This is a genomic window from Mesorhizobium sp. B2-1-3, from assembly GCF_006442495.1.
Lineage (GTDB): Bacteria > Pseudomonadota > Alphaproteobacteria > Rhizobiales > Rhizobiaceae > Mesorhizobium.
In genome coordinates this window covers 220,695-237,382 of sequence record NZ_VFWL01000009.1, presented here as the reverse complement: position 1 = coordinate 237,382, position 16,688 = coordinate 220,695, and the positions used below count along the sequence as shown (strand labels likewise).

The following is a 16,688-nucleotide window of genomic DNA, read 5'->3' as shown; positions in this document are numbered from 1 at the left end:
TGCATCAATGCGCGATGCCGGAACCGGCCGCTTCGTCGATCAGCCGCCCGCTGGCAAAGCGGTCGAGATCGAAGGGGCGGCTGATGTCGTTGTGCCTGCCCGTTGCCAAAAGGTTCGCCAGAAGCGTGCCGCCGGCGGGGATCGCCTTGAAGCCGCCCGTGCCCCAGCCGCAATTGAGGAACAGATTGGGCAGTGGCGATTCACCGATGATCGGCGAGGAGTCCGGCACGACGTCGACGATCCCGGCCCATTGCCGCATCAGCTTCAGCTGGCCGAAGATCGGGAACATTTCCAACAGCCCCGCGATCACCCCCTCCAGCGTCGGCAGGTTACCGCGCTGGGCATAGGAGGGAGTGCGGTCGAGCCCGCCGCCGATGACGATCTCGCCCTTGTCGGATTGGCTGACATAGACGCCCGTGCCGGGCGACAGCACCACCGTGTCGAGGATCGGCTTGACCGGTTCGGTTACGCAGGCCTGCAGCGCATAGGAATTGATCGGCAGGCGGAAGCCGGCCTTGGCCGCCAGCACCGAGGAATGTCCTGCCACGGCCATGCCGATGCGGTCCGCGCGGATGGCGCCACGCGTCGTCTGGACGCCGCGGCAGCGGCCGCCCTCGACGATGAAGTCGGTGATTTCGCAGTTCTGGATGATGTCGACGCCGAGTCGGCTCGCGGCCCGTGCATAACCCCAGGCGACCGCGTCGTGGCGCGCGGTGCCGGCCCGGCTTTGCCAGATGCCGCCGAACACGGGAAAGCGCGCATTGGCCGTGAAATTGTAGATCGGCGCCACCCGGCGCACATCCTGGGGCGAAAACAGCTCCGCATCGATGCCGTTGATCTGCATGGCATTGACTGTGCGTGCCCCGGTCTCCATTTCGGCGGTCGAGTGGCACAGGCTGACCATGCCGCGCTGCGACAGCATGACGTTGTAGTTGAGGTCCTTCGACAGTCCCTCATAGAGCCGGTGCGCCAGCCCATAGAGCTCGACGCTCTGCGGATAGTAATAGTTGGAGCGCACCACGGTCGTGTTGCGGCCGGTATTGCCGCCGCCGATCCAGCCCTTTTCCAAAACCGCTACTCTGGCGATGCCGTGATTCTTCGCCAGGTAATAGGCCGTCGCCAGCCCGTGGCCGCCGCCGCCGATGACGATCGCGTCGTAGGACGGCTCCGGCTCGGGCGAGCGCCAGGCCGGCTCCCAGCCGGTCTGGCCGGCGAGGCCTTCCTTCAAGAGCGACAAAGCGGAATAGCGTCTGGTCATGGCGTGCTGGAGGAGGTTGGTTCAATGGGCTGAGGCGTAACGCTATTGTACATATATGTCTAGTTCGTGCCGTGATGTAAAAGCGCGGCTGTCGCTAACGGCTGCGCGAAAGCGTTTCCTCGACATAGCGCGAAAAATCCTCGACGTCCTGTGCCGTGGGCTCCTGGCCGGTGAAGCTGCGCAGATAGGACGCGACGTGCGGCAGACGGCTGCTCATCGGTTCATCGAGCTCGAGCGAGTAGTAGCCGATCTGCATGAAATAGAGCACGCGGGCGCGCACGAAGGCGTCTTCCTCGTCATAGCCGTGGCGCCTGAACATGTCGCGAATGGCGTCGACGCGCTCCTCGTCGGCGTCGTCGAGAGCCCGCCTGATGACGGGCGATCGCCGGGCCCACGCCCTGATCGCGAAATCCAGCTGCGGATCGAACAGCTTCTCGTCCACCCAGCACTCGAAGATGCTCATCACCCCGCGGATGACGGTCGCGGAAGGCCGCGCGGCGCGTTCGACGATGAACCTTGTATTGGTCTGCCGCCAATAATCCAGCAGTTGGTCGAGCAGGTCCTGGCGGCTCTTGAAGTACCAATAGAAACTGGAACGCGACACATCGAGCTTCTGGCCGAGCGTCTGCACACGGACGCTTTCGACGCCGTCCGAAATCAACGTTTCAAGCGCGAGCTTGAGCCAGTCTTCCCGGGTGACCTTGATGTTGCCGGTGGCGCCGGCGCGCTGGGTTGTCGTGTCGGTGGCTTCCATCGGCACGACGCATGACACGCCGCCCCGGGCAAATCAAGACTATGGACATACATGTACAGACCCGTTTCGTGGTGATTGGAACGATGTGTCGCCGAACCTGTTGGGCCAAGGACGATGCGACGCGGGCAGCAGGTCGCGCGGGGCCGCGAACCGAGAGACTTTGTCGCGGCCGTCCGCGCAAAGCGTGCTTTCCCGCAGCGCAATTGTCTGGCAAATACAATCACACAGATGCCGCCGCGCGGCGAACCAGCAGGAAAGACACGACATGGCACCGCTTCGACAGAACCTCATCGACGGCGAGTGGGTCGGCGATGCCGGCTCCCGCAACATCAACCCGTCCGATACCGGCGACATCGTCGGCGAATACGCTTCCGCAGGTGTCGAACATGCGGCACAGGCGATCGCCGCGGCCAAGGCGGCCTTTCCCGCCTGGTCGCGCTCGGGTCTGCTGGTCCGTCACGCGGTGCTGAAGAAGACGTCGGACGAGATCCTGGCGCGCAAGGACGAGATCGGCCGCAACCTTGCGCGCGAGGAAGGCAAGACGCTGGCCGAAGGCATTGGCGAGACCATTCGAGCCGCCCAGATCTTCGATTTCTTCGCCGGTGAGACACTGCGCCTCTCGGGCGAAGTCGTGCCTAGCGTGCGGCCGGGCGTCGGTGTCGAGATCACGCGCGAAGCGGTCGGCGTGGTTGGCATCATCACCCCGTGGAACTTCCCGATCGCCATTCCCGCCTGGAAGATCGCCCCGGCGCTTGCCCACGGCAACACCATCGTCTTCAAGCCGGCGGATCTCGTTCCCGAGAGCGCCTGGACCATCGTCGACATACTGCACCGTGCCGGCCTGCCCAAGGGCGTGCTCAACCTCGTCATGGGCAAGGGCTCGGTGGTCGGCCAGGCGATGCTTGACAGCCCGGACATCAACGCCATCACCTTCACCGGCTCGGTTGGCACCGGCAAGCGCGTCGCCGCGGCGAGCGTCGAGCACATGCGCAAGTTCCAGCTCGAAATGGGCGGCAAGAACCCGCTGGTGGTGCTCGACGATGCCGACCTCGCTACGGCTGTCGATTGCGCGATCAACGGCGCTTTCTTCTCGACCGGCCAGCGCTGCACGGCTTCGTCCCGGCTGATCGTGACGAACGGCATTCATGACCGTTTCGTCGAAGCGCTCAAGGAACGGATGGACAAACTGGTCGTCGGCGATGCGCTCGACGCGCAGACCCAGATCGGTCCCGTCGTCGATGCGACGCAGCTCAAGCAGGACGAAGACTACATCGCCATCGGCGTCAGGGAAGGCGCCACGCTCGCCTTCGGCGGCGAGCGGCTTGACCGCAAGACGCCGGGCTTCTTCCTGCGGCCGGCGCTGCTGACCGATGCCACCAACGCCATGCGCAGCTCGCGAGAGGAGATTTTCGGACCTGTCGCCAGCGTCATCCGCGTCAAGGACTATGACGAGGCGCTCGCCGTCGCCAACGATACGCCATTCGGACTGACGTCCGGCATCTGCACGTCCAGCCTCAAGCACGCCACGCATTTCAAGCGCAATTCGGAGGCCGGCATGGTGATGGTCAACCTGCCGACGGCGGGTGTCGATTTCCATGTTCCCTTCGGTGGCCGCAAGGGCTCGAGCTACGGTCCGCGCGAACAGGGCCGATACGCCATGGAATTCTACACCACCGTGAAGACCGCCTACACGTTTGCAGGCTGATCGGGGCGCCGGCTGACCGGGCCGGCGAAGCCTTCGCGTGCACCAAGAGACAAGGCGATGACAGTTCAAGACAAGGATCTGACCTGGCTCAATCCGCCGCCGCATCATTCCATCGACGGCGATGCGGTTCATGTGCGCACCGGCAAGGAGACGGACTTCTGGCGCGAGACCTTTTACGGTTTCTGGCGCGACAACGGCCATTTCCTCTACAAGCGCGTAGAGGGCGATTTCACCGCGGAAGTCACCGTCAACGGACGCTATGAGGTGCTCTACGACCAGGCGGGGCTGATGCTCCGCCTCAGCGAAACGCATTGGATCAAGGCCGGCATCGAATACACCGACGGCGTCATGTATTTTTCGGTCGTCGTCACCAACGATGCCTCGGACTGGTCGTTGGCCACCATTCCGGCCGGTCCGGATGGCGTTGCGATCCGGTTGACCCGCCATGCCGAGACCATCCGCGTCCAGTACCTGGATGTCTCCGACGGTCATTGGAAGCCGGTGCGGCTCGCCTACTTCCCGGTCTCGAAGGCGGTCGATGTCGGCATGATGTGCTGTTCGCCGCAGCGCGAAGGCTTCGAGGTCACCTTCACCGGCTTTTCGGTCGGCCCGCCGATTTCGCGGGACCTGCACGGCTGAAGCCCGCGCCAACGCCGACGGGACACAAGTGTCATCGCCTGGACCACGCCAGCCAGCGTGCCGCCAGATGCCTCCACAAAGGGGTGAACTGCGTTCGCCGGTAAGCGTCGCCGGCCATTTTGATGCCTTGCGCCTGTGTCGGGAAGGGATGGATGACGTCGGCCAGCGCGTGCAATCCCATGCCCGACCTGATGGCGAGCGACACCCCGTTGATCATCTCGCCGGCATGGGCGGCGACCACGGTCGCACCGAGGATGCGGTCTGATCCTTCCCTGACATGGATTTTGACGAAACCCTCTTCCTCGCCGTCCATCACCGCGCGGGCGACATCGTGCATCAGCACCGTATAGGTCTTGACCGGAATGCCGTCGCGGCGCGCCTCCACCGGATAGAGGCCGACATGGGCGATTTCCGGATCGGTGTAGGTGCACCACGGAACCACCAATTCGCTCAGCCTCTTGCGCCCGAGAAACAGGGCGTTCTGCACGACCATGCGGGCTGTTGCTTCAGCGGTATGCGTGAATTTGTAGTCGAGGCAGACATCGCCCGCCGCATAGATGCGCGGGTTTGAGGTCCTGAGATAATCGTCCACCTTGATGCCTTTGGCATCGTGGGCAACCCCCGCCTCGTCGAGGCCAAGACCGTCGACATTGGGCGAGCGGCCTATGCCGGTGATGATCTCGTCGACGGAAATGGTCGTCGTGTCGCCGTCCCGCACCAGATCGGCGAGCTTCTTGTCGCCTTCCCTGCGCACCGCCACCACTTCGGTGTTCAGTCGGACCTCGACCCCCTCGCGCGCCAGCGCCTCCGAAAGGATCTGCGCGGCGTCGCGTTCCTCGCCGGGCAGGAACATCGGATCGCTCTGCGCCAGGATGACCTTCGCACCGAGCAGGCAGAAGGCCTGCGCTGTCTCGCAGCCAAGCGGCCCGCCGCCGATGACCAGCAGCCGCTTCGGGCAGTCGACAAGGTCGAACATCGTCTCGTTGCTGAGATAGCCGGCCTCGACCAGGCCGGGAATGGATGGAAACTCCGGCCTCGCGCCTGTCGCGATCAGCGCCTTGCGGAAGCGCAGCGTGGTTCCCGCGACGGTCACGCAATCGCTTCCCTCGAACCGGGCTTCGCCGAAATGAACGTCGATGCCCAGCGCAGCAAGCGCCTCAGCGCTGTCGGCATGGCTGATCCGTTGCCGGATGCGCCGCATCCTGGTCATCGCGCGCTGGAAATCGACGCGAAGATGGTCCGGCGCATCGGCTCCGAAATTCTCGGCATCGCGCATGTCGGCATAGAGCCTGGATGTACGGATGATCGACTTGGACGGGATGCAGCCGGTGTTGATGCACGTGCCGCCGATCAACCCGCGTTCGATCAGCGCCACTTTCGCGCCGAGGCTTGCCGCTTCGGTCGCGGCAGTCAAGCCGGCAGGCCCGGCGCCGACGACGACGAGATTGTATGGTCCGGTGGGCGGCGGGTTTCGCCAATGCGGCGGATGGGCGCCCCTGACCAGCTCGACATCATTGTGGTCGGCCGGAAAACCGGCAGCTTTCGTCCCTTCAAGCGACATCGCGGCCATCCGGGCTTGCCGGCTGCGACAGCCATCCGCCTGTGAACCCCGCCTTGTTAAGGCCGCGGCGGATGTACTGGTTGGAACGCATCAGCTCCCACACCAGGCGCGAGCGGTGGTTCTCGATCATCATCACCACGATGCCCTGGTCGAGGCCGAAATGGCCTTCCGACACCCAGCCGTCGCGGCCGAATTTTCGCCGGTTGGCCAGCGTCGGGTTGAAGCCGCTCGGCAGCCGGAAATTGTCGATCACCTGGGGGTAGCGATCCGCGAGATGGCGCAGCGCCGCCATGCAGATGTCAGGCGCGAAAGGCAGCGACGCCGGATAGGACCACGGCGCGATCGTGCCGTCGTCCGGCCCGAAGGGCGCACCGCGCGCGACGTAGCCGGAAAACCGGCGCCGCCGCCGTTGTATGCTGCTGCGAAAGCCGCCCGGTCCGTCCCCGGCCGAAAGCCCCCAGAGGTTCTCTCCGTAGCCGTCATAGCCATACGGATTGTGCCGAGCATAGTCGCGGTGCAGGTAGGTCGAGCGGCGGCTGTTTTCGAAATAGTCCGAATTCTTCTCGCGCATGAAAGCGTCGCGGATGCCGGCGAAATCGATCCAGGCATGAGAGAACTGGTGCATGAACAACGGACCGCCATAAAGCACGTCGTAGCCGTAGATGTTTTCCCACTGATAGGTCGCCGTCCAGCCCGCGTAGCTGTCGTCGGACGTCGGGCTGTCGGGCGAGGCCATCGACAGGACATAGAGGATCGTCGCCTCATTGTAGCCTTCCCAGCCATAGTGGAGAAAGCCGCTCTTCGGTTTCCAGCCCTGTCGCAACGTCGGACTGCTGCCTTGCGCCCATCGCCAGTCGACGCGCCGGTAGAGCGCCTCGGCCAGCCGGCGGATTTCGGCTTCCTCGTCATCGTCGCCCCGGAAATAGGCGCCTGCCACGAGAATGCCGGCCATCAGCAATGCCGTATCCACCATCGACAGTTCGCAGCGCCACACCCGAAGTCCGGTGCGAATGTCGAGGAAATGATAGTAAAAACCCTTGTGGCCGGTGACGTCAGCGCCACTGCCTTGCGTGCTGGTCCAGAAGAAACGCAGCGCGGCGAGCGTCAGCTCCACCGCTGCTTCCCGCGCCATCCAGCCGCGCTCGACCCCGATCGGATAGCAGGAGAGCGCAAAGCCTACGACCGCGATGCTGGCCGGTGAATTCGGCCGCGACGTGTCGGCGACCAGCCCGTTTTCGGGGTTCACGTTTTCCAGAAAATAGCCGAAGGCCGCGCGCTGGAAACGATCCAGAAGGTCGTCGTCCGACAGGATGGCAGGCTCGACTTTAAGCAAATGCGGCAAGCTCCGGTCTGGTCGTCGCGATTGCCGGGGAAAGGTGCAGGAATTGCGCGCGGGCCGATCTGTCACGCATGGTCATGTCTTCGCCCTCATTGTTGCCGTTGCCGGGTTCCGGCTTCGGCCATTGTACGCTTGTCCAGCTCCGTTGGTTGCTTCCTCACGCGCAATTGTAGTTGCTTGCCGCCAGCCGGAAAGCGCCGCACCACATCAGTAGGTGGCGCGGCCGCCGGAGACGTCGAAGACGGCAGCCGTCGTGAACGAACATTCCTCCGAGGCGATCCAGCAAATCAGCGCCGCCACCTCGTCGACCTCGCCAAAGCGCGCCATCGGTATCTTGGAGAGCATGAAATCGATATGCTCCTGGTTCATCTGCTTGAAGATCGCCGTGCGCACCGCCGCCGGCGTGACGCAGTTCACGGTTATGCCGGTCTTGGCCAGTTCCTTGCCGAGCGATTTGGTCAGGCCGATCACCGCGGCCTTGGATGTGCTGTAGGCGGAAGCGTTGGGATTGCCTTCCTTGCCGGCGATCGAGGCGATGTTGACGATGCGGCCGTAATTGCGCTCCAGCATGTGCGGGACGAGCGCCTTGTTGCAGTAGAAGACACCGTTGATGTTGATGTCGATGACCAGACGCCAGTCCTCCACCGGATAGTCCCAGGCGGTCATGTTGGGACCGGTGATGGCGGCGCTGGTGATCAGGATGTCGACCCCGCCATGCGCCTCGATCGTCGACCGCGCCGCCCGATCCACCGCCGCCGGGTCGGCGACATCGACGGTCTGGCCATGCAGCGCCGGGATCGAAGCCCTGGCCGCTTCGATCTGGGCGGGATCGCGGTCCCAAACCGAAACGCGCCCGCCTTCTTGGACCAACCTCTGTGCGACGGCGAGGCCGATGCCGGATGCGCCGCCCGTAATCACCGCCGAGCGTCCGGCAAACCGTTCCGCGAAAATCGTCGGCATCTCATTTTCCCCTGTCCTGGCGCAAATCGGCTCCGCTCGGCGAAACCATGTTCGGGGGTGACTGTGAGGTCGCCGCCGGCCAAGTTCAAGCCGGCATGCACCTCGATCGTCTGGGCCAATCCCTGAGGCGCGTTATGCCGGGCTCCCCTCGATCTGCCTGTCCAGCGCTTGCACCAGCGCCACCGGCGCCAGGCCTATCTGTCCCAGCGGTACAGGAAGAACTGCAGGAACAATTCCCGCTCGGTGGTGATGTCGAGTTTCTCATAGATGCGCCGGCGATGGTTCTTGACCGTGCCGACGGTGATGCCGAGCCGCTCGGCAATGTTGGCGGTCGGATGGCCGGCCAGGATCAGTTGCACGAGCTCCCTTTCCCTGAGCGACAGTTCCGGCCACAGGCTCGCTGGAATTGTGGGCTGCTGGCGCGGCGAGGCGCCGGGGCTGGAGGGCGCCGAACTGCGCGAGAAATCGCTTCCGCGCGCCTTGATGTCGAGCGCGTGCAGCGCCTCGAACACCGGCAGCCGCTCGGTCAGCAGGGCGATCTCGCTGTCCTTGAACGCCGTCGTCGAGCGATCGAGGAAAATGCCGAGGCACCAGTCGCCGCCATCGGCCAGCATGATGCCGACTTCATCGCATATCTCCGATTGCGCGAGGAAGCCGGCTATGTACTGGCCGCGTTTCGCCTCGTCGTCGGCCAGCCGCTTGAGCGGCATGATGCCCAGCCGGCGCTCGCGCCGCCAGGAAGCGTAGAAGGGGTCGAACACGTAATAATTATCAAGGTAGCGCCGCACCATCTCGTCGGAGAAGCGCCGGTGCTTGACGAATTGCGGCGTCTGCGTCGCCGAGTAGCGCGTCACCGTCACCAAGTCATGCGCGATGTCGGCGCCGATCAGGTCGATCAGGCAGTCGACATGCCTGTCGGTGCCGGTGGCGGCGATCGCCATGGCGAGCGGCGCCCAGATGTTGCCCATGCGCATGCCTCTTTTTCGGCGACGAGCTCCCGCCCGTCATTGTGCCTTTAGGCATATGGCGCGATCCGGTCCCGCGAATCTAGCCTGTGGTCATGCTCGGCAAGGGAAGGCGACCCGTGGACCATATCTCTACCAATCCCATCGTCATCGGCATCGACGCCGGCGGCACCATGACCGACACCATCCTTGTCGATCAGGACGGCCGCTTCAAGATCGGCAAGTCGGCAACGACGCCGAAGAACGAGGCCGAGGGGTTCCTCGCCTCGGCCGAGGACGCGGCGGACGCCTGGGGCATCTCGCTCGAGGCCCTGTTTTCGGGCGTCAATGTGGTGCTCTATTCCGGCACCGGCATGCTCAACACGCTGCTGTCGCGCACCGGCAGGAAACTCGGCCTGATCACCACCAAGGGCCTTGAGGACATGATCCTGATGGGTCGCGGCCTGCAGGCCTGGGCTGACTATTCCTATGCCGACCGGCTGCACGCTGTGACGCATCATCATCCCGATCCGCTGGTGCCGCGCCGCCGCACTCACGGCGTCACCGAGCGCATCGACCAGTTCGGCGACATCATCCTGCCGCTCTATGAGCATGAGGTCCGTGCCGCGGCGAAAAAGCTGATCGCCGACAAGGTCGAGGCGGTCTGCATCATGACGATCTTCTCGCATGTCAATCCAGTGCATGAGAAGCGCATCGCCGAGATCTGCCGCGAGGAGATCGCCGCCGCCGGAGCCGACATCCTCGTCTACAGCAGCCATGAGGTGCGCCCGGTCATCCGCGAGCAGTCGCGGCTGAACTCGGTGCTGATCGAGGCCTACGCCACCTCGCGCGGCCGCAAGCAGCTCAAGGGGATCGAGGACGTCTCGAAGAAATACGGCTTCAAATATGGCGTGCAAACGCTGCTCTCCTTCGGCGGCCTCACCTCGATCAACCATCCGCGCCTGCACGAAACCATGATCTCCGGCCCGATCGGCGGGATTTTGGGCGCGGCCTATGTCGGCAAGCTGATCGGCAATGACTCGCTGATCTGCTCGGACATGGGCGGCACCTCCTTCGACATGGGCGTCATCACGCGCGGCCAGACACGGATCGAGAATGAGCCGCTGATGGACCGGTTCAAGCTGAATGTGCCGACGCTGCATCTCGACACGATCGGCGCCGGCGCCGGCATGGTCCTCAAGGTCGATCCGCTGACGAAGAAAGTCTCGCTCGGGCCGGAAAGCGCCGGTGCCGATCCCGGCCCGATCTGCTTCGCCAGGGGCGGCACCGAGCCGACCATCGCCGATTGCGACGCCATCCTCGGCCGGCTGAACCCGCATTATTTCCTCGGCGGCAAGGTCGTGCTGCAGGTCGAGAAGGCGCGCAAGGCCTTCGAGGAGAAGTGCTCCAGCCTGCTCGGCGTCGGCGTGGAGGAGGCCGCCGAAGGCATGATCGAGATGCTGGAGGCAGACGCCAACAACGCGCTGCGCCGCGTCATCTCCGGCCAGGGCATCCACCCTTCGGAGTTCACATTGCTTTCCTATGGCGGCTCGGGGCCGCTGCATCTGGCCGGCTGTTCCAGGGGCATCGGCTTCAAGGATATCATCACCTTCCAGTTCGCGGCCGCTTTCTCCGCCTTCGGCTGCACCACGGCGGATTTCATGCGCCGGCATTCGGTATCCACCCAGATCGACATCGGCGCGCGGGCGAGTGAGGCCGAGCTGCTGGCCTTCGGTGCCAGAGTGACTGCGGTCTGGGACGATCTCACCAGGGCCGCGGTCGACGAGATGGTGGCCGACGGTCATGCGCTGGACAAGATCAGGACGGTGCCGTTCCTGATGATGCGCTATACCGGCCAGCTCGAGGACGTCGAGGTGATGGCGCCGCTCTCGGCGATCAATTCGGCCGGCGACATGTGCAAGGTCATCGACGAGTTCGAGGCGGTCTACGCCAAGGTCAACCATCGCGTCTCGCGTTATGGCGAAGCCGGCTTCTCGATCACCGAGCTCGGCCTGATCGCCACCGCCGACAAGGTCAAGCCCGTGCTGCTCAAGCGGCCGCTCGGCCCCTCAAACCCCGCATCCGCGCACAAGGGCGTGCGCGAGGCCTATATTGGCGGCCGCTGGCACAAGGCCGATCTCTACGAGATGGATCTTCTGCTGCCGGGGCATGAGGTGACCGGCCCGGCCATCATCGAACACCCCGCCACCACCCTCGTCGTCCATCCGCGGGACCGTGTCTTCGTCGACGAATGGACGCTGCTCCACTACTCCCACGCTTGAGAGGGCGAACGCCATGCTGGACAAACCCGCCTCCGCCCTGCGCCTCCGCGAGCGGCTGATCGAATCCGAACGGCTCATGGACGAGACCGGCTGCTATGACGGCATTACCGATCTCGAACTGCGCAACCAGGATCCGCTGAAATTCGAGACGCTGCACACCAAGCTGCGCGCCTACTGCGTCTCGGCGCGCGAGATGGCGCGTCGCATCTCGGCTTCGCCCGGCGTGCGCGAGGTCGGCGAGATGGTCGTCGCCATCTACACGCCCGAGGGCGACGCGATCGCGCTCTCCAACGGCATCATGGTGCATGTGCACACGATGAGCCGCTTCATCAAATGGATGATCAGACAAGGCTATGAGGAAAATCCCCGCATCGTCGACGGCGACATCTTCGCCAACAACGACGCCTTCATCGGCACCGTGCAGGTGCCCGACGTGATGGACGTGGTGCCGATCTTCCACTCGGGCAAACTCGTCGGCTGGGCGGGCGCGGTCTGCCACGAACTCGAGGCCGGCGGCATCACGCCGGGCGGCGACGTGGCGCTGGCCCAGGAGCGCTTCACCGAAGGCCTGTTCGTCTGTGCCGAAAAAGTCGGCCAGAACGACGAGTTGCGGCGCGACTACGTCATCCGCTGCGAGCGCAATCTGCGCATGCCCATCTACTGGGTGCTGGACGAGAAGGCCAAGGTCGCCTCCTGCATCGACATGCGCGAAAGCGTCAAGGCGCTGATCGACGAGATCGGCCTCGACTACTGGATGAAGGTGTCCAAGGAATTCATCGAGGAGGGCCGCCGCGCGCAACTCGCCCGCACGCGGCAACTGACCGTTCCCGGCATCTATCGGGGGCATACTTTTTACGGTCACGTCACCAAGGGCAAGCCGGGCTACCAGCCGCTCGGCGACCCCGACTGGCTCTACAACATTCCGATCGAAATGGAGATCACCACGGGCGGCAAGATCATCATGGATTTCGAGGGCACGCAGCCCTGGGGCTACCATTCCATGAACTGCACGCCGGCCGGCATGGATGGCGGCATGTTCGTGACGCTGACCCAGCACATGAATTTCGAAGGCCTGGTCAATGACGGCGCCTGGATGGCGACGGAGCTGAAGCTGCCGCATGGCACCTGGACCAATCCCGACAATGAGATGGTGGCCACCGCCACGTCCTGGGCGCTGCTCTTGCCGGCTTATGGCGTCTTCCAGCGGCTCCTGTCGAGATCATTCATCGCCCGCGGCTTCGTCGAGGAGGCCTTCGTCGGCCAGGTCAACAGCCCGATGATCGAGATGGGGGGAACCAGCCAGTACGGCACGCTGTTCGGCATGGCGCATTTCGAATGCGCGGCCGCCGGTTCCGGCGCGCTTGCCATCAAGGATGGGCTGGACACCGCCTATGTCGGCTGGAATCCTGAATCCGACATGGGCAACATCGAGATCTGGGAACAGAACATGCCGATGGTCTATATCGGCCGCTCGATCGTTGCCAATTCCGGCGGCGCCGGCAAATATCGCGGCGGCTGCGCCTTCCTGTCGACCTGGCTGGTCAGCAAGACCGACCATCTCCGGCTGGTCACCTCGGAACACTCCTCGCGCGTCTTCGACAATGGCGGGCTCTGCGGCGGGTATCCGGCGCCGACCTGCCAAAAACACCGTGCGGTGCGCGACAGCAACATCTTCGAGCTTGCAAAAAAGGGGGCGCCGCTGGCGCACCATACCGGCACCAATCCTTATCGTTCCGAACTCGAGGTCCGGCTCGAAGGCCAGCACGTGACGATGGAAGGGCCCTATATCACCGCGCCCCACAAGACCGGCGACGTGTTCACCCATTCCTACAATGGCGGTGGCGGCTATGGCGACGTGCTGGAGCGCGATCCGCTCAAGACGGCATCGGACGTCGAGAACGGCTATCTCACCAGGGAAGCTGCCGAAAATGTCTTCGGGATCGTGCTTGACGAGGACGAGGACGGCTATCCCGTCGCCAATCTCGAAGCCACCAAGCGCCACCGCGCCGAGATGCGGTCGCGCCGGCTCGCTCGGGCCAGGTCGGTCTCGGAGTGGATGGCCAAGGAGCGCGAGCGGGTGAAGGCGGTCGATTTCGCGCCCGAGGTGAAGAAGATGTATGCCAGCGCCATCAAGCTTTCGCCGCGCTTCACCAGGGATTTTTCAACCTTCTGGGATGTCGATGCCAAATCGACCTTCGGCGTGGAGTAGGGACCATGACCTCATACAGCAAGGAAGTCATCGCCGATCTGGTCGCGGGCACCCTGCCTTGGCCGCAGACGCGCCGCGTCATGAGCGCCTACAAGGACGACGACCGGTTCTTCAAATATGTCGCGGTGCTGCAGGACCGCGTCGGCTGGAGCGATCCGATACTGCTCCCCGTGGGCGACCACCTCTTCATCTGCCAGAGCGGCGATGGGCGGGTAACCCGTTGCGAATGCGGCCATTCCTTCGGCGACTACCGCAAGAACTGGAAGCTGAAGGCTTCGATCCTCGTGCGCGACAGCGAGGAGGCGCTGCGCGAGATCTATCCCAACAGCGACCTGCCGGATCCCGAATGGATGGAAATCCGCGAGTTCATCTGCCCGCAATGCGGCACGCTGCACGAGGTCGAGGCCGCGGCGCCGGGTTATCCCATCGTGCATGATTTCGAACCCGACCTGGAAGGTTTCTACCGCGACTGGCTGGGCAAGCCGCTCGAGCCGATGGACAAGGGAAGCTGATGCCAAGGACACAAGTTTCGTCACCGGCTTCGAAACGGGCTTCGATCGAGGTTATGTTGGCCTATGAAGTTCAAATCCTCTCGGGACTGATGGACCGTCCCGTGCCGTGCGGAGGCCATGCCCGATGACAAACCTTTCCGGCCGCGGCGCAATCGTCACCGGTGGCTTCTCCGGAATGGGCCTGGCGATTGCCACGGCATTGGCGCAGGCCGGCGCCAATGTCGCCGTCGGTTCCTATGTCGCACCTGGCGGCGTGGAGAGATCCGACGCCGCCTACTATCCCGGCGCTGACGAGATAGAGCGCGTGCGTTCGGCTCTCGGCGCGCATGGAACGAGGATTTACGCCGCCCATCTTGACGTGCGCGACACCGACGTCACGAACCGTTTCGCGGCCGACGCCGAGGCGGCGGTGGGTCCTGTCGACATCCTGGTCAACGCCGCCGGCACCACGGCCGAGCAGCCGGTCTGCGGCCATTCCGACGCGCTGTGGGACAAGATCGTCGACACCAATCTCACCGGCGCCTTCCGCGCCACCCGCGCTGTGCTGCCCGGCATGATCGAGCGCGGCTGGGGCCGCATCGTCAACATCGGCTCGACCGCCGCCTCGGTCGGCTGGAAGGACAATCCCGCTTACTGCGCCTCCAAGGCCGGTCTCCTCGGCCTCACCCGTTGCGTGGCGCTCGAAGGGGCGGCGCATGGCGTCACCTGCGTCATGATCAGCCCGACATGGGTCGAGACCGAACTGATGCGCCGCAACGTGGCGCAGGTCGTCGAGCACGAGGGCAAGGGCCGCACGGCCGAGGACGCGATGGCCGAGATCGCCAGGGGCAACCCGCAGCAGCGCATCCTCCAGCCGCAGGAGATCGCGGCGCTGGCCGTGTTCCTCTGCTCGGATATGGCCAAGGGCATCACCATGGAAAACATACAGGTCACCGGCGGAGCACTTTGGTAGCGCGCACGGCTGGTTGCGGCGTCGATGGAGAGGCCGGCAATGGAAAGAGAAGTCCGATCCCGTCCGGGCGTGTCCCGGACCTGATCTCTCGGCGCTCGCCTGGCTGTAAGACAAGGTGACCGCATTTGCCATTGAGCGCGCGGCGCGATAGGTTATATTGCACTGCACAATGGAGATGCCGTCGATTGCACCCTTCTTACGGAGATGCCTGCCGGCTACGCGGCGGTCCGGGGTAGGCTCGGCGAGAACCTGAGATGAAGATTCCAAAGTCCTTGCTGGTCGATCCCGAGAGGAACTCGGTCTACGGCAGTTTTGCCGTTGCCGTCTCGGTCTGGGCATTCTCCTACTCCGTCATATTCGGCCAGGTGCTGATCCTGGCCTATTATGCGGTGTGGCTGCCCCTCATCATGGTCGACTACAGGCGGTTCCTGCGGCATCTGTCCAGCGCCTGGCTGCCATTGTCGTTCGCGGCCTATGTATGCTTCTCCGTCTTCTGGTCGGACGCTCCCGGCATCACCGCGAGAACGGCCGTCCAGTACTTCTCCCACATCGCCTGCGCCTATGTCGCGGCGCGAGCCGTCAGTGTGCGGACCCTGACAATAGGCGCCCTGGTCGGCATATTCGTCGTCCTGCTCTACTCTCTCAAGGTCGGGGCCTATTCCGAGGACGTCCTCGACGGCACTTATAATTTCGTCGGCGCCTTCGCCTCCAAGAACCAGATCGGCTTCGTCGCCTCGCTCGGCATCTATTTCAGCGTCGTCTTCATCGCCTTCCTCAGGCACGGCCGGCTGAGCCTGTTCCTGACCGTGCCGGTGGTGCTTTTGTCGGCCTATCTGCTGGTCATCTCGCATTCGGCCACCTCGATGGCCTCGACACCGGCGGTGCTGGCGCTGGTGATGCTGCTTGCCATGAGCAAGGTGCTGTCGCGACGCTACCGCCGGGTGATCTTCCTGGTCGGCACAGGCATGCTGGTCGTCGCTATCCTTGTGGCGCTGAATCTCGGCCTCATGGACTTCGTCCTCGGCCTGTTCGGCAAGGATTCGACGCTCACCGGGCGCACCTATCTGTGGGAGCAGGGCTGGAACGCCGCGCAGAGGGCGCCCATGCTCGGCGTCGGTTATGCCGCATACTGGGTCCAGGGCTTTGCCGAGGCCGAGCGCCTGTGGAACGAGTTCTACATCACCACCCGCACCGGCTTCCACTTCCACAACACCTACATCGAAGCCCTTGTCGAACTCGGCTTCGTCGGGGCGACGCTGGTTTCGCTGGTCATCCTGCGCACGCTCTACGGCCATGTCTCGGCGGTGGCGTTCGGGACATGGCGGGCGGATTCGGTCGTTCTGGCCGGCGTCATGGTGCTGCTCCTGATCCGCTCCTTCGTCGAGGTCGAGATCCTCAACCCCTACATCATGGGTTCCTTCCTGATGTATTTCAGCTTCTTCAAGCTGGCGCGACTGCCCGTTGCCCGTCCTCGCCTGTCTGCGGCAAGGGTCGAAGAGGCAAATGCCGCCAGAGGCTGGAGCGGCCCCGAGCCTGGCACGGACGCCGCTCGATGAATACCGATCGGTTTCCC

The 16,688-nt window shown here is 64.0% G+C and carries 13 protein-coding genes; 7 read left to right on the top strand and 6 right to left on the bottom strand.

Features of this window, described 5'->3' with window-relative positions; all coding sequences use genetic code 11:
* Positions 1 to 4: 4 nt before the first annotated feature.
* Both FJ973_RS17305 and FJ973_RS17300 read right to left on the bottom strand, forming a co-directional pair.
* The gene (locus FJ973_RS17305) at positions 5 to 1,258 is read right to left on the bottom strand and encodes a sarcosine oxidase subunit beta family protein (protein WP_140523508.1); all 1,254 of its coding nucleotides are present in this window, start codon (positions 1,256 to 1,258) and stop codon (positions 5 to 7) included.
* A 94-nt stretch (positions 1,259 to 1,352) separates the two neighbouring features.
* The gene (locus FJ973_RS17300; protein WP_181169871.1) at positions 1,353 to 2,012 is read right to left on the bottom strand and encodes a TetR/AcrR family transcriptional regulator; all 660 of its coding nucleotides are present in this window, start codon (positions 2,010 to 2,012) and stop codon (positions 1,353 to 1,355) included.
* 265 nt (positions 2,013 to 2,277) lie between these two features.
* Between FJ973_RS17300 and FJ973_RS17295 the strand changes: the two genes are divergently transcribed.
* Both FJ973_RS17295 and FJ973_RS17290 read left to right on the top strand, forming a co-directional pair.
* Positions 2,278 to 3,717, top strand: coding sequence for an aldehyde dehydrogenase family protein (locus FJ973_RS17295; protein WP_140556897.1), 1,440 nt, complete (start codon positions 2,278 to 2,280; stop codon positions 3,715 to 3,717).
* 57 nt (positions 3,718 to 3,774) lie between these two features.
* Positions 3,775 to 4,356: a DUF1349 domain-containing protein gene (locus tag FJ973_RS17290; protein ID WP_140556896.1), complete on the top strand. Its 582-nt coding sequence runs from the start codon at positions 3,775 to 3,777 to the stop codon at positions 4,354 to 4,356.
* A 31-nt stretch (positions 4,357 to 4,387) separates the two neighbouring features.
* Here FJ973_RS17290 and FJ973_RS17285 read toward each other — a convergent pair whose 3' ends face one another.
* From FJ973_RS17285 to FJ973_RS17270, 4 genes are all read right to left on the bottom strand, one after another.
* A complete protein-coding gene (locus FJ973_RS17285; RefSeq protein WP_140556894.1) occupies positions 4,388 to 5,917 on the bottom strand; it encodes a mercuric reductase in 1,530 nt (509 codons plus the stop codon).
* Positions 5,907 to 7,250: a glucoamylase family protein gene (locus FJ973_RS17280; RefSeq protein WP_140523521.1), complete on the bottom strand. Its 1,344-nt coding sequence runs from the start codon at positions 7,248 to 7,250 to the stop codon at positions 5,907 to 5,909. Before FJ973_RS17280 ends, FJ973_RS17285 begins: the two co-directional genes overlap by 11 nt.
* A gap of 213 nt (positions 7,251 to 7,463) precedes the next feature.
* Positions 7,464 to 8,216 (bottom strand): SDR family NAD(P)-dependent oxidoreductase, encoded by a 753-nt coding sequence (locus tag FJ973_RS17275; protein ID WP_140523523.1) that lies wholly within the window; start codon positions 8,214 to 8,216, stop codon positions 7,464 to 7,466.
* A gap of 194 nt (positions 8,217 to 8,410) precedes the next feature.
* Positions 8,411 to 9,190, bottom strand: coding sequence for a helix-turn-helix transcriptional regulator (locus FJ973_RS17270; protein ID WP_140523526.1), 780 nt, complete (start codon positions 9,188 to 9,190; stop codon positions 8,411 to 8,413).
* A gap of 110 nt (positions 9,191 to 9,300) precedes the next feature.
* Between FJ973_RS17270 and FJ973_RS17265 the strand changes: the two genes are divergently transcribed.
* The 5 genes from FJ973_RS17265 to FJ973_RS17245 all read left to right on the top strand — a co-directional run bounded on the left by FJ973_RS17265 (position 9,301) and on the right by FJ973_RS17245 (position 16,671).
* Positions 9,301 to 11,442, top strand: coding sequence for a hydantoinase/oxoprolinase family protein (locus FJ973_RS17265; RefSeq protein ID WP_281407019.1), 2,142 nt, complete (start codon positions 9,301 to 9,303; stop codon positions 11,440 to 11,442).
* 13 nt (positions 11,443 to 11,455) lie between these two features.
* Positions 11,456 to 13,651 carry a hydantoinase B/oxoprolinase family protein gene (locus FJ973_RS17260; RefSeq protein ID WP_140556891.1) on the top strand — a complete coding sequence of 732 codons (2,196 nt, stop codon included), beginning with the start codon at positions 11,456 to 11,458 and terminating at the stop codon, positions 13,649 to 13,651.
* Between the two features lie 5 nt (positions 13,652 to 13,656).
* The gene (locus tag FJ973_RS17255) at positions 13,657 to 14,163 is read left to right on the top strand and encodes an acetone carboxylase subunit gamma (RefSeq protein WP_140556890.1); all 507 of its coding nucleotides are present in this window, start codon (positions 13,657 to 13,659) and stop codon (positions 14,161 to 14,163) included.
* A gap of 124 nt (positions 14,164 to 14,287) precedes the next feature.
* On the top strand, positions 14,288 to 15,115 hold the full coding sequence (locus tag FJ973_RS17250) for an SDR family NAD(P)-dependent oxidoreductase (protein ID WP_140556888.1): 828 nt from the start codon (positions 14,288 to 14,290) through the stop codon (positions 15,113 to 15,115).
* Between the two features lie 254 nt (positions 15,116 to 15,369).
* Positions 15,370 to 16,671: an O-antigen ligase gene (locus FJ973_RS17245; protein ID WP_140556887.1), complete on the top strand. Its 1,302-nt coding sequence runs from the start codon at positions 15,370 to 15,372 to the stop codon at positions 16,669 to 16,671.
* The last annotated feature ends 17 nt before the right edge of the window (positions 16,672 to 16,688 follow it).

Bases quoted from the DNA above. Each gene is read 5' to 3' on its own strand.
- FJ973_RS17285 (WP_140556894.1), bottom strand. From the start codon at position 5,917: ATGTCGCTTGAAGGGACGAAAGCTGCCGGTTTTCCGGCCGACCACAAT.
- FJ973_RS17260 (WP_140556891.1), top strand. From the start codon at position 11,456: ATGCTGGACAAACCCGCCTCCGCCCTGCGCCTCCGCGAGCGGCTGATC.
- FJ973_RS17270 (WP_140523526.1), bottom strand. From the start codon at position 9,190: ATGCGCATGGGCAACATCTGGGCGCCGCTCGCCATGGCGATCGCCGCC.
- FJ973_RS17295 (WP_140556897.1), top strand. From the start codon at position 2,278: ATGGCACCGCTTCGACAGAACCTCATCGACGGCGAGTGGGTCGGCGAT.
- FJ973_RS17275 (WP_140523523.1), bottom strand. From the start codon at position 8,216: ATGCCGACGATTTTCGCGGAACGGTTTGCCGGACGCTCGGCGGTGATT.
- FJ973_RS17250 (WP_140556888.1), top strand. From the start codon at position 14,288: ATGACAAACCTTTCCGGCCGCGGCGCAATCGTCACCGGTGGCTTCTCC.
- FJ973_RS17300 (WP_181169871.1), bottom strand. From the start codon at position 2,012: ATGGAAGCCACCGACACGACAACCCAGCGCGCCGGCGCCACCGGCAAC.
- FJ973_RS17245 (WP_140556887.1), top strand. From the start codon at position 15,370: ATGAAGATTCCAAAGTCCTTGCTGGTCGATCCCGAGAGGAACTCGGTC.
- FJ973_RS17305 (WP_140523508.1), bottom strand. From the start codon at position 1,258: ATGACCAGACGCTATTCCGCTTTGTCGCTCTTGAAGGAAGGCCTCGCC.
- FJ973_RS17290 (WP_140556896.1), top strand. From the start codon at position 3,775: ATGACAGTTCAAGACAAGGATCTGACCTGGCTCAATCCGCCGCCGCAT.
- FJ973_RS17255 (WP_140556890.1), top strand. From the start codon at position 13,657: ATGACCTCATACAGCAAGGAAGTCATCGCCGATCTGGTCGCGGGCACC.